Source organism: Novosphingobium sp. AAP93 (genome assembly GCF_001296055.1).
Lineage (GTDB): Bacteria > Pseudomonadota > Alphaproteobacteria > Sphingomonadales > Sphingomonadaceae > Novosphingobium.
This window is the reverse complement of sequence record NZ_LJHZ01000114.1, coordinates 1-11,488: the sequence shown is the minus strand read 5'-3', so window position 1 is coordinate 11,488 and position 11,488 is coordinate 1. Positions and strand designations below refer to the sequence as shown.

The 11,488-nt window shown below is 65.7% G+C and carries 12 protein-coding genes; 7 read left to right on the top strand and 5 right to left on the bottom strand.

The window, feature by feature from the left end:
* The first annotated feature begins 82 nt into the window (after positions 1–82).
* The 4 genes from IP83_RS17210 to IP83_RS17195 all read left to right on the top strand — a co-directional run bounded on the left by IP83_RS17210 (position 83) and on the right by IP83_RS17195 (position 2,757).
* Positions 83–433, top strand: a complete 351-nt coding sequence (locus IP83_RS17210; protein WP_054123470.1) for a YraN family protein — start codon at positions 83–85, stop codon at positions 431–433.
* Between the two features lie 151 nt (positions 434–584).
* Positions 585–1,532 carry a glutathione synthase gene (gene gshB, locus IP83_RS17205; protein ID WP_054123469.1) on the top strand — a complete coding sequence of 316 codons (948 nt, stop codon included), beginning with the start codon at positions 585–587 and terminating at the stop codon, positions 1,530–1,532.
* 55 nt (positions 1,533–1,587) lie between these two features.
* The gene (locus tag IP83_RS17200) at positions 1,588–2,211 is read left to right on the top strand and encodes a hypothetical protein (RefSeq protein ID WP_054123468.1); all 624 of its coding nucleotides are present in this window, start codon (positions 1,588–1,590) and stop codon (positions 2,209–2,211) included.
* A 219-nt stretch (positions 2,212–2,430) separates the two neighbouring features.
* A complete protein-coding gene (locus tag IP83_RS17195) occupies positions 2,431–2,757 on the top strand; it encodes an endonuclease domain-containing protein (protein WP_082364802.1) in 327 nt (108 codons plus the stop codon).
* Between the two features lie 72 nt (positions 2,758–2,829).
* Here the strand turns inward: IP83_RS17195 and accC are convergent, their stop codons facing one another.
* The 5 genes from accC to IP83_RS17170 all read right to left on the bottom strand — a co-directional run bounded on the left by accC (position 2,830) and on the right by IP83_RS17170 (position 5,987).
* Positions 2,830–4,176 (bottom strand): acetyl-CoA carboxylase biotin carboxylase subunit, encoded by a 1,347-nt coding sequence (accC, locus tag IP83_RS17190; RefSeq protein ID WP_054123466.1) that lies wholly within the window; start codon positions 4,174–4,176, stop codon positions 2,830–2,832.
* A gap of 13 nt (positions 4,177–4,189) precedes the next feature.
* Entirely contained in the window at positions 4,190–4,693 is a 504-nt protein-coding gene (gene accB, locus IP83_RS17185) for an acetyl-CoA carboxylase biotin carboxyl carrier protein (RefSeq protein ID WP_054123465.1), read from the bottom strand.
* Positions 4,694–4,816: 123 nt separating this feature from the next.
* Positions 4,817–5,251, bottom strand: a complete 435-nt coding sequence (aroQ, locus tag IP83_RS17180) for a type II 3-dehydroquinate dehydratase (protein WP_054123464.1) — start codon at positions 5,249–5,251, stop codon at positions 4,817–4,819.
* A gap of 77 nt (positions 5,252–5,328) precedes the next feature.
* Positions 5,329–5,670, bottom strand: coding sequence for a hypothetical protein (locus IP83_RS17175; protein WP_054123463.1), 342 nt, complete (start codon positions 5,668–5,670; stop codon positions 5,329–5,331).
* A 56-nt stretch (positions 5,671–5,726) separates the two neighbouring features.
* Positions 5,727–5,987, bottom strand: coding sequence for a 3TM-type holin (locus IP83_RS17170; RefSeq protein ID WP_054123462.1), 261 nt, complete (start codon positions 5,985–5,987; stop codon positions 5,727–5,729).
* A gap of 267 nt (positions 5,988–6,254) precedes the next feature.
* Here IP83_RS17170 and IP83_RS17165 point away from each other — a divergent pair, with 267 nt between their 5' ends.
* From IP83_RS17165 to IP83_RS17155, 3 genes are read left to right on the top strand one after another with little or no spacing between them, the layout of a single operon-like run.
* Positions 6,255–8,711, top strand: coding sequence for a DUF1592 domain-containing protein (locus tag IP83_RS17165; protein WP_231625101.1), 2,457 nt, complete (start codon positions 6,255–6,257; stop codon positions 8,709–8,711).
* Positions 8,708–10,045 (top strand): DUF1552 domain-containing protein, encoded by a 1,338-nt coding sequence (locus IP83_RS17160; RefSeq protein ID WP_054123472.1) that lies wholly within the window; start codon positions 8,708–8,710, stop codon positions 10,043–10,045. Before IP83_RS17165 ends, IP83_RS17160 begins: the two co-directional genes overlap by 4 nt.
* On the top strand, positions 10,038–11,363 hold the full coding sequence (locus IP83_RS17155; RefSeq protein WP_231625100.1) for an ankyrin repeat domain-containing protein: 1,326 nt from the start codon (positions 10,038–10,040) through the stop codon (positions 11,361–11,363). Before IP83_RS17160 ends, IP83_RS17155 begins: the two co-directional genes overlap by 8 nt.
* Positions 11,364–11,488: the final 125 nt, after the last annotated feature.

The following is an 11,488-nucleotide window of genomic DNA, read 5'->3' as shown; positions in this document are numbered from 1 at the left end:
CGAGCGAAGTCGAGACACCGCACGCAGCGCTTGGTGTCTCGACTTCGCTCGACACGAACGGTTGTGGTTTGGGGGGTATTGCATGAGCCGGCAGGAGGCCGAACGGCAGGGACGGCGCGGGGAGAACCTTGCTGCGTGGTACTTGTGGCTTTGCGGCTGGCGCATTCTCGCCAGACGCCAGCGGATCGGGGCGGGCGAGGTGGATATCGTCGCGCGCAAGGGCCGCACCGTCGCCTTTGTCGAGGTAAAGTGGCGCGCCACTGCCAGAGCGCTGGATGAGGCTATCGACGCAAGGCGGTTGCGGCGCGTGGCGCGGGCGGCAGAGGCACTTGTGCCGCGGTTTGCCAAACCGGGCGATGATGTGCGGATCGACGTGATCCTCCTTGCGCCGGGCCACTGGCCACGCCACATGGCCAACGTCTGGCAGCCTTAGGTTAGCCCTTCGGTTCTGTCTGGATAAAGAAACACCGCTCATGCTGAGCTTGTCGAAGCATCAACCGCGACGGCCCAGCCAGCACCCTTCGACAAGCTCAGGGTGAGCGGGGTAAGTGTAAGTTCGTCGCGTCCAGAGGATTTTCGAGCCCATGACCCTTCGCGTTGCCGTCCAGATGGACCCGCTGCATTCGATCAATATCAACGGTGACAGCTCGTTCGCACTGATGCTGGCGGCGCAGGCGCGGGGGCATGAGCTTTATCACTACGATGTCGGCGCGCTCTCGCTTGACGAGAACGACCGGCTGACCGCGCGCGCCGTGCCGGTGACGGTGCAGCATGTGGCGGGCGATCACTACAAGGCGGGCGAGGCGCGGCGGCTGGACCTCGGGCGCGACATCGACGTCGTGCTGATGCGGCAGGATCCGCCGTTCCACATGGGCTATATCACCGCGACGCACCTGCTCGAGCGCATCGAGGGCGAGACGCTGGTGGTGAACAACCCGCGCAGCGTTAGGAATGCCCCCGAAAAGGTGATGGTGCTGGATTACCGGCGCTTCATGCCGCCGACGCTGGTGACGCGCTCGGTGGAGGAAGTGCGCGCGTTCCAGAAGCGGCACGGCGCGATTGTGGTGAAGCCGATCCACGGCAACGGCGGCAAGGCGATCTTCCGCGTTTCGGAAGAGGGCGAGAACCTCGGCGCGCTGCTGGAAGTGTTCAACCAGACCTGGCCCGAGCCGCATATGGTGCAGGCCTTCCTTCCCGAAGTGAGCGAAGGCGACAAGCGCATCGTGCTGGTGGACGGCGAAGTCGCGGGCGCGATCAACCGCAGGCCCGGCGAGGGCGAGTTCCGCTCAAACCTTGCGGTCGGCGGCTATGCCGAAAAGACCGCGCTGACGGCGGAGGAGCAGGAAATCTGCGCCGCGCTGGGGCCGGAACTCAAGCGGCTGGGGCTGATCTTCGTCGGCATCGATGTGATCGGCGGCAAGTGGCTGACCGAAATCAACGTGACTTCGCCGACAGGGATCGTGGCGATCGACCGGTTCAACGGGACCGATACTGCGGGTATGATCTGGGATGCGATCGAGGGGCGGGTTTAGGCAAAGCCCGAACTGCCGTTCTGCTCTCGGCAACTCGTCTTGCGGGGAATACGCCATGACCACCATCGGGCCAAGCAGCAGCGCCTATGTCTATCCGCAGAATCTTCAGCGGTATAACGAAGGCAGTGTCATCGCCACGGAAGAATTGATGCTGGAAAACAGGGAGGCTTGGGCGCAGGCGGTTGCGGATTCCTACAATCGATCAGACGACGGGAAGATTAATCCGAAAACCCGCGAAGAGGTTTTGCGGTTCTACGACGAATGTGACCAAATGGATTTGCGGATGGCGCAAAACGACGAGGCGTTTCTTGCCGGAAAAGGCGTGCCAGTTAACGGGACCACGATAGAGATGTATGAAAATGCCATTGCGCAGATGCGCGAGGCAAGAAGCACACCCTATAAGTTTCATTCCGGCCCAGTGGTGATCCATGCGATGAACGTCCCGTCCGTGGTCAATGCGCAGAAGGCCCTGACCGGCAGCGACCTCAAGGACCTCATGGTCTACGGCACATATCTGCGCAATGAAGTGGCTGCGGCGAGCAAGGTGCGGGCGGATGTCTCGTTCAAAGGCACCTGGGGCAAGGACCGCGTGACCAGCGACGTGAACGAATATGTGGGTTGGCTGATGCAGGCGGTTCAGCTGGCTTCGCGAAGTGGGGTTGCACCGGAGGGGGCTTGAGTTTCTGACCGATAGGTTTTTCTGCCGCGTCTTTACCCCTCCGACCCGCCTGCGGCGGGCCGCCTCCCCATTTGGGCTTCGCCAAAATGGGGAGGATCTTGCAGGAATGGTGCGATCTCTTCTGGTCCTCCCTGTTTTTGCGCAGCACAAACGGGGAGGTGGCATTGGCGTAGCCAATGACGGAGGGGTTTCTTGCCGAGGACGAAACAACCGCGCAACGTGGCCTTGGCGCGCAAGCTTCGCGGGGAGCCGAGTTTGCCGGAGACTTTGCTCTGGCGGCATTTGCGGCTCCAGCCGGATGAAGTGAAAATCCGGCGGCAGCATCCAGTTGGTGAGTGGGTGCTGGATTTCTATTGCGCCGCCGCGAAGGTCGCGTTCGAGATTGATGGCATTGCGCATGATATGGGTGACCGGCCTGTGCGGGACGAACGCCGGGATGAGGCGCTGAAAGCTCTCGGGCTCGAGGTAGTCAGGATACCGGCGGCGGATGTGCTGCGATCGCCGGATGACGTTGCGGAGGCGATTGTTCGCTTTTGCAAGCGTTGATGGCCCCTCCGTCAGCCCTTCGGGCTGCCACCTCCCCATTTGTGCTGCGCAAAAATGGGGAGGATCTAACGCTTAAGCCTGCTCGGAAAGCCACTGTTCCAGATACTTGATCGAATAGTCCCCGTCGAGGAAGTGGGGGTCGGTCAGCAGCTTCTGGTGGAGCGGGATCGAGGTCTTGACGCCGCCGATCACCATTTCCTCGAGCGCGCGCTTCAGGCGCATGATGCAGCCTTCGCGGGTGCGGCCCGAGACGATGAGCTTGGCGATCATCGAATCGTAGTAGGGCGGGATGCGGTAGCCGGCGTAGAGCCCGCTATCGACGCGCACGTGCATGCCGCCCGCGGCGTGGTAGCTGGTGACGAGGCCGGGCGAGGGGGTGAAGTTGAACGGGTCTTCCGCGTTGATGCGGCACTCGATCGCGTGGCCCTTGAACTCGATCTCTTCCTGGCGGACCGAGAGCGGCTTGCCATCGGCGATGCGGATCTGCTCGCGCACGAGGTCGACGCCGGTGATCGCCTCGGTGACCGGGTGTTCGACCTGGAGGCGGGTGTTCATCTCGATGAAGTAGAACTCGCCGTTTTCCCAGAGGAACTCGATCGTGCCCGCGCCGCGATAGCCCATGTCGGCCATCGCCTTGGAGACGATGCCGCCCATGCGGTCGCGCTCGGCGGCGGAGATGACGGGGCTGGGGGCTTCTTCCAGAACCTTCTGGTGGCGGCGCTGGAGCGAGCAATCGCGTTCGCCCAGATGGATGGCGTTGCCGTTGCCATCGCCGAAGATCTGGAATTCGATGTGGCGCGGGTTGCCGAGGTACTTCTCGATATAGACGGTGGCATCGCCGAACGCGGCCTTGGCTTCGCTGCCCGCCTGCTGGATCAGCGTTTCGAGTTCGTCCGGGCCGTTGCAGACCTTCATGCCGCGCCCGCCGCCGCCCGAAGCGGCCTTGATGATCACCGGATAGCCGGCGGCCTCGGCGATTTCCTTGGCTTCCTTGATATCGGAGACCGCGCCGTCCGAGCCCGGAACGAGCGGCAGGCCGAGCGCGCCGGCGGTGCGCTTCGCCTCGATCTTGTCGCCCATCGTGCGGATGTGTTCGGGCTTGGGGCCGATCCACGTGATGTCATGCGCCTCGACGATCTCGGCGAACTTGGCGTTCTCAGAGAGGAAGCCGTAGCCGGGGTGGATCGCGTCGGCATGGGTGATCTCGGCCGCGGAAATGATCGCGGCCATGTTGAGGTAGCTGTCCTTCGCCGCAGGCGGGCCGATGCAGACCGCGTGGTCGGCAAGGCGCACGTGCATGGCATCGGCATCGGCGGTGGAGTGCACCGCGACCGTCTCGATCCCCATTTCGTGCGCGGCGCGGTGGATGCGCAGCGCAATTTCGCCGCGGTTGGCGATCAGCAGTCGGGAAATGGCCATGGGAGGCGCGTCCTCAGGCGATGACGACGAGCGGCTGGTCGAATTCGACCGGCTGCGCGTTCTCGACCAGGATCGCGGTGATCTTGCCGCCGGTGGGCGCGGTGATCGGGTTCATCACCTTCATCGCCTCGACGATGAGCAGCGTGTCACCCGCCTTGACCGTGGAGCCCACCGAAATGAACGGCGCGGCGCCCGGTTCGGGGGTGAGATAGGCGGTGCCGACCATCGGCGAGCGCAGCGCGTTGGTGTGCGTTTCGGCAGCGGGAGCTTCAGCAGCAGCGGCAGGCGCGGCGGCGGGGGCCGGAGCCGGCGCTGCGACAGGCGCGGGGGCATATGTTGCCACCGGCGCGGCGGTGATCGTGCGGGCGACGCGGATCTTGCGCTTGCCGTCCTCGACTTCGATCTCGGTCAGTCCAGTATCGGAAAGGAGTTCGGCCAGTTCGCGCACGAGTGCGCTGTCGATGGCCATAGCCTTGTCGGCGTTTTGGGCGCTCTCGTCGCCGTGGTCATGCCCCATTTTATTGTCCTCGCGGGTGTGCCCAATCAAAGCGGGTTCCATGCCCGCCGCGCTTCGCAGTGGCAAGGAAAACCCGCAAGCGCGGCGTGGAAAAGCCCGATCTGGCCCCTTCGGGCTGAGGTCTCAAAGCTTGTGCGCGCCTTCGAGCGCGAGGAGGTAGCTGAGAGGGCCGAAGCCCGCGATTGTCGCCTTGGCGGCCATGCCGACATAGGACTTGTGGCGGAACGCCTCGCGCGTGTGCGGGTTGGAAAGGTGGACCTCGATCACCGGCGTGCGGATCGCCTTGATCGCATCATGGAGCGCGATGCTGGTGTGCGTGAAGGCGCCGGCATTGAGCAACACGGCCTTGGCACCTGTGGCCTGCGCTTCGTGAAGCCAATCAATAAGATGACCCTCGTGGTTCGACTGCCTGAGATCGATCTCGAGCCCGAGTTCGCGCGCTCGGTCCTCCAGCATCCCGGCAATATCGTCGAGCGTGGCCGAGCCGTAGATCTCCGGCTCGCGCGTGCCGAGCAGGTTGAGATTGGGGCCGTTGAGGACAAACACGGTCTGGGGCATGGCGGGCTCCGCGAAGGCAAGAACGCTTGTTCCAGCCCTGATAGAGCGTGGGCCTGCCTGCGCAAGCCCGCGCGAATTCAACCCTTGCCGTTGTCCGCCATGGGCGGCGGTGCTCCGGGCTCACCGCCATCATCAATAGACGCATTGGGGTCTTCGCCGTCCGGACTGTCGTTGGTCTGCACCACCGGTTCGGGCTGCGAGATCGCCGGCGGCTGGTTGGTTGCAGCAAGCGATTCGGCAGCCTTGGCCTTCTTTTCTGCCGCCTCGGCTTTCGCTTCGACAGCGGTCATGCGCTCTTCGAGCGCGCTCACGCGGTCTTCGCAGCCGCCGAGCAGGACCGACAGCACCGCAGCGGCGCTGACGAGGGCAAGGCGGCGAACTGCGGGCCGATGGGCAGGGTTGTGGCGGTGTGCGTCCATGTTGCGGATCGTCTTAGCAGGCAAAGGTTACCCTAAACTAACCAAGCGGGTGCTTTTTAGTGATCCGTGCCCCGCGCTTTGCCATACTGCCGCGCGGCGGTGTAGCCGAGGTAGGCGGCGCCGAAGAGCGCGTATAGTGGCTCAGGCAGGCCGGTGAAGTAGGCCGTGATCGCCTCGGTCATCGAGCGGGCGGCGGCGGGGCGCACTGCGGCGAGCAAGCCGAGCGGGATCGCCCAGAGGATCATCGCGTACATCACGTAGAGGAAAGTCGGGCGTGCCAGCGCGACATAGCGGCGCAGCGCAGTAGTAGCGGCCATAAGCGTCCTTTCGGGGTTTGAGGGACGCTGGACCAGATAGCGGCAAGGATCGCTGTAGGAAAATGGTTTGGCAGCATGGGGTGCAGCCGCAGTCGGGCCCCAAGCGATAAATCGCGACCCCCTGTCCGGTTTATGGCAATGGACGTGCTGCACTGCGGTCAATAGGGCAGTGGCCATGCTGTCACGCTGGTGTAAACAAGCGCGGCAGGACAGGTCAGGGGCAGACATTTGGTCGAGGTTTTCCGGCGGATTTCCTTTGGACGCGGCTTGCTGGCGCTGAGCGCGCTGGTCTCCGCCTCGTGCCTTTACGCCGCTGCCGACGATCCGGTCACGACGACCTCCGTTCCCGAATCCGGGCCTTCGCTGGGCGAGCGGCGGGCCGCGCTGGTCGAGCCGATGCTGGCGGACTATTGCTCGCGCTGCCACAACGATTTTGATCATGTCGCGGGGCTTTCGGTCGAGGGGCTGAAGGCGAGCGACGTCGCGGAAGGCCGCAATGCCGAGGCGTGGGAGAAGATCCTCCGCCGGGTGGCAGCGGGCGAGATGCCGCCGCATTCGAAGAAGCAGCCCGATCCCGCCTTGCGCGCCGATTTCGTTTCGTGGCTCGATGAGGGCCGCGCGCAGTATGTCATGGCGCATCCAGACCCGGGCGCTGCACCGGTGCGGCGCCTGAACCGGCGCGAATATGCCAATGCGGTGCGCGATCTGCTCGGCGTAGAAGGTGATTTCGCGGCCGCGCTGCCGCCGGACAATTCGGGCTTCGGCTTCGACAATATCGCTGATGTGCTGAGCGTCTCGCCCACCTTGATGGAGCGCTATGTCGCGGTGGCGGGTAAGGCCGCGCGGCTGGCGACGGGGCTGGTACCGAAGCGCGATTTCGTGACGACCTGGCAAGTGGCCAAGGACGGCTCGGTGATGAACTCGGGCATTCCGGCGTTCAACGAGCGGGCGGGCACGGACCTGCCGCTGGGTTCGCGCGGCGGTACGGCAGTGCGTTACACCGCACGGTGGGACGGGGCCTATGACGTCGCTGTCTGGCTCAATTCCAACACCAACAATGAAAGCGATCGCCTGCCGGAGGATCGCTACGCGCTGCGGGTGCCGCTGAAGGCGGGGGTGCACAGCGTGGCCGTCTCGTTCCGGCGGCAGACCTGGCCGGACGAGGCGGTGCAGACTGTTCGCAACACCACCGATTATGTGCCGCTCCCGCTCGAGAAGCCCGTGGACCTGCCGCTTGATGTGTGGGTGGACGGCCAGCGTGCGGGGACGATGACGGTGCCTTCGTTCCGCGTCCATCCGCGCTATTCGCAGCACAATTTTCCGCGCGACGTGCTCCAGCTCGATGTGGCGGGGCCGTTCGATGCGGGCGGGAATGCGGACCTTGCGAGCCGCAAGGCGGTCTTCGTGTGCCATCCGAAGCGTACGGTCGAGGAAGCGCCCTGCGCCAAGCGCATCCTTGGCGGCCTTGCCAGGCGGGCTTGGCGCGGGCCGGTCAGCGAGGCGGAACTGGCGCCGCTGCTCGAGATCTATGCCGACGAGCGCGCTGCGGGCGGGTTCGAGAGCGGCGTCGAGGCGGGGATCGAGGCGCTGCTGGTCTCGCCGCGCTTCCTGTTTGCTGTGGAAACGCCGGCGGCCGGGCCTGCAGGCAGCGTGGCGCGGCTATCGGACTACGATCTTGCGACGCGCCTCTCGCTATTCCTGTGGAGTTCGATCCCCGATGACCGGCTGCTAGCACTGGCCGGGCAGGGCAAGCTGCATCTGCCGGTGGTGCTCGCTGCTGAAATCGCGCGCATGCTAGCCGACAAGCGCGCCGAAGCGCTGACCGAGAACTTTGCCGGGCAGTGGCTCTATCTGCGCAATTTGGACCAGCAGCGGCCGGACATCACCGAGTTTCCGCAGTTCGATGTGCCCCTGCGCAGTGCGATGGCGACCGAGACGCGGATGTTCTTCAGCCATGTGCTCTCGGCCAACCGTCCGGTGACCGACTTCATCCGCGCCGACTATACCTTCCTCAACGAGCGGCTGGCCCGGCACTACGGGATAGACGGAGTGCGCGGTCCCGCCTTTCGCAAGGTCGCGCTCGGCGCTGATCTGCCGCGCGGCGGATTGCTGGGGCAGGCGAGCATCCTCACCGTCACCAGCTATGGCAACCGCACCTCGGTGGTGAAGCGCGGCAAGTGGATCCTCGACAATATGCTCGCCTCGCCGTCGCCACCGCCGCCAGCCGATGTGCCAGCGCTCAAGGCCGAGCATGACGGAAAGAAGCTCACCGCGCGCGAGCAGCTCGAATTGCACCGCGCCAACCCGGCCTGCGCTTCGTGCCACCAGCGCATGGATCCCTTGGGCTTTGCGCTGGAAAACTTCGACGCGGTCGGCGCATGGCGGACGCAGGATGCCGGGCAGGTGATCGATGCGGGCGCTGTGCTGGCGGACGGGACCGCGTTCAAGGGCTTTGCCGGGCTGCAGCAGATACTTCTCGACCGGCGCGAGGAGTTTGCGCGCGCCTTCACCGAGCGGCTGATGACTTATGCGCTTGGGCGCGGGCTGGGGCCGCAGGACATGCCGGCGGTGCGTGTCATCGCGCGCGATGCGGCAAAGGATGATTGGCGGGTGCAGACGATCATCAAGGGCATCGTGATGAGCCCCGGCTTCACCTTGCGCCGGGTGCCCGCGCCGCCCACGGCCGTTGCACTCGCCGCCAGCGGATGGAGACCGCACCGATGATCGTGAAGCGTCCCGCCCTCAGTCGCCGCACCGTGCTGCGCGGGCTAGGCACCACGCTGGCGCTACCGTTTCTGGAAGCAATGATCCCGGCGGCCCGTGCGGCAGACGCAGGTACGCGGCCCAAACGGCTTTCGGTGTTCTACACGCCCAACGGCATGACGATGGACGCCTATCGCCCGGCCACGACGGGTGCGGACTATGTCCTGCCGCCCACCCTTGCGCCGCTGGAGCCATTCCGCAGCGATATGGTGGTGGTGAGCGGGCTGGGGCATCCGCAGGCGGCGGCATTCGGGGACCGGCCGGCGGGGCACGGCCGCTCCTGCCCGGCGTTCCTGACCGGTGCGCATGCCCGGCAGACCGAGGGGCCGGACATTCGCTGCGGGGTGTCGATGGATCAGGTGTTCGCGGCGCATCTGGGCGAGACGACAACGATCCCTTCGCTCGAGCTGGGCATCGATCAGGCGAGCCTGCTGGGCAGCTGCGACATCAACTATTCGTGCGCCTATACCAACGGCATCTCGTGGTTGACGCCGACCGTGCCGCTGCCCGTCATGGCAAACCCGCGCGATGTTTTCGAGCGGCTGTTCGGCGACGGCGAGGCGCTCGATCCTGCCAGCCGGCTGGCCCAGGCACGGCGGCAGGCCTCGATCCTCGACTACGTGCGCAAGGACGCGGCGCGGCTTTCGCAGGCGCTCGGTGCGGAGGACAAGCGCAAGCTCGACGAGTACCTCGATGCGACCCGCGCGATCGAAAAGCGTATCCAGCGAGCGGCGACGGGGCCGCAGGCGGAAGCGGGCAGCTTTGCGCAGCCTGCGGGCATTCCGGCAGACTTTGCCGAGCACGTGCGGCTGATGATCGATTTGCAGGTCCTCGCGATGCAGGCTGACCTGACGCGTGTGGCCACCTTCATGCTCGGGCGCGAAATCTCGAACCGGACTTATCCCGAGATCGGCGTGCCGGATTCGCACCATATGCTCAGCCACCACGGCAAGAACGCCGACAAGATGGCCAAGCTGGCGGTGATCAACCGCTACCACATGGAATTCTTCGCCTATGCGCTGAAGCGGCTGAAGGAGACGCGCGACGGGGCGGGATCGCTGCTCGATACGACGCTGGTGATCCGCGGCAGCGCGTTCGGCGATTCCAACGAGCATGATTTCATGGACTTGCCGGTGATCGTCGCGGGCGGGCTGGTGAAAGGCGGACGACATCTTGCGGTCGACAAGGGCACGTCGATGTCGAACCTGCTGTTGGCGGGGCTCAACCTGCTCGATGTGCCCGCCACGAAGTTTGGCGACAGCACCGGGCCTCTGGCGGGGCTGGCCAGTGCGTAAGCTGGCGACGCTGCTGCTGGCATTTATGCCGCTGCCTGCCTTGGCACACGGCGTCGAGGATGTCGCTCGCGCGATTGCGGAAGATGATCCCGTGGCATTGGCGGCGGCGCTGGCGCATGGTGCGAGTGCCAATGCCGCGTTTGAATATGGCGAGACCCCGCTGGCCCGCGCGGTCGAGACGCAGGACCCGGCGCTGGTGGACGTCCTGCTCAAGGCGCGCGCCCAGACCGACCGGGCCGATACCTTGGGCGTGACGCCGTTGCTGCTGGCCTGCGAGCGCGGCAACAGCGCAATCGTGGCGGCGTTGGTCGCGGCGGGCGCGCCCGTCGATCAGTCCAATGCCGATGCGGTGACGCCGCTCGCCATGTGCGCGCGGTTTTCCGATGCGGACGCGCTGCGGGCGCTGATGGCGCGCGGCGCGGCGGTCGAGAGCGTGGATGTGCGCGGGCAGACGCCGCTGATGTGGGCGGCCTCGGCCGGGCGGCTCGATGCGGTATCGACGCTGCTCGCGGCAGGGGCGCAAGTGAACCGCGCGACGCCGAACGTGTTCACGCCGCTGTTCTTCGCATTGGCGAGCGGGAAAGCCGAAGTCGCCTCGGCACTGATCGCGGCTGGGGCGGACGTCAGGCATCGCGGGCCGGAGAACACCAGCGCGCTGCAGATGGCGCTTTATCAGAAGAACTGGGCGGCGGCCGAGGAACTCGTGCGGCTCGGCGGCGGCGATGTTGCCGAACTCGACCGCGAAGGACGGCGGCCCTTGCATGTGGCGGCGGCAGCGGGCCAAGGTGCGCTGGTGGCGGCGCTGCTGGAGCGCGGGGCGGAAGTCGATGCGCTGTCCGGTCCCTCGAAGATCACCTGGGTGACCGAGGCCAATTTCGGCTTGCCGCCACCACCGGTCCAGCCGACGACCGCGCTGATGGCAGCCGCCAAGGCCGGGCAGGCCGATGTGATGTGGCAACTGGTACGCGCCGGGGCCAATGAGCACTTTGTCGATGGAGCGGGGGTAAACCTCGTGCTGGCGGCCGCGCAGGGGCGCAATGCGGCGGCACTGGGCCTCGCCATCGAACTGGCCGGCGATGCCAATGTGGCAGACAAGGACAAGACCACCGCGCTCCACATGCTGGCGGGTGGTCCCTACTTCGCCGAGCTTCCGGCGATGCTGCGCGTGCTCGCCTCGCACGGGGCCAAGGCGGACCTGCCCAACGCCAAGGGCAAGACCGCGCTGCAGATCCTCGCCGACGGGCTTGCCACAGTGCAGGCCGCATTCCATGAAGTCTATCCGGACAAGACTCCTGCCAACCTCGCGCTCTCGCACTGAAGAAGGACCGCAGCCGATGACCCGAGCGAAACCGATGCTCCTGACCGCCCTTGCCGCCGCGTTGGTCGCCGGCAGCGCGATTGCCAGCGCCGCTTCGCCTGCCGAGACAATCGCGACGCGGCAGG

What these genes read in the sequence shown, in the direction of transcription:
- IP83_RS17210 (WP_054123470.1), top strand. Translation starts at nt 83, where the DNA reads ATGAGCCGGCAGGAGGCCGAACGGCAGGGACGGCGCGGGGAGAACCTT.
- gshB (WP_054123469.1), top strand. Translation starts at nt 585, where the DNA reads ATGACCCTTCGCGTTGCCGTCCAGATGGACCCGCTGCATTCGATCAAT.
- IP83_RS17200 (WP_054123468.1), top strand. Translation starts at nt 1,588, where the DNA reads ATGACCACCATCGGGCCAAGCAGCAGCGCCTATGTCTATCCGCAGAAT.
- accC (WP_054123466.1), bottom strand. Translation starts at nt 4,176, where the DNA reads ATGGCCATTTCCCGACTGCTGATCGCCAACCGCGGCGAAATTGCGCTG.
- accB (WP_054123465.1), bottom strand. Translation starts at nt 4,693, where the DNA reads ATGGGGCATGACCACGGCGACGAGAGCGCCCAAAACGCCGACAAGGCT.
- aroQ (WP_054123464.1), bottom strand. Translation starts at nt 5,251, where the DNA reads ATGCCCCAGACCGTGTTTGTCCTCAACGGCCCCAATCTCAACCTGCTC.
- IP83_RS17175 (WP_054123463.1), bottom strand. Translation starts at nt 5,670, where the DNA reads ATGGACGCACACCGCCACAACCCTGCCCATCGGCCCGCAGTTCGCCGC.
- IP83_RS17170 (WP_054123462.1), bottom strand. Translation starts at nt 5,987, where the DNA reads ATGGCCGCTACTACTGCGCTGCGCCGCTATGTCGCGCTGGCACGCCCG.
- IP83_RS17160 (WP_054123472.1), top strand. Translation starts at nt 8,708, where the DNA reads ATGATCGTGAAGCGTCCCGCCCTCAGTCGCCGCACCGTGCTGCGCGGG.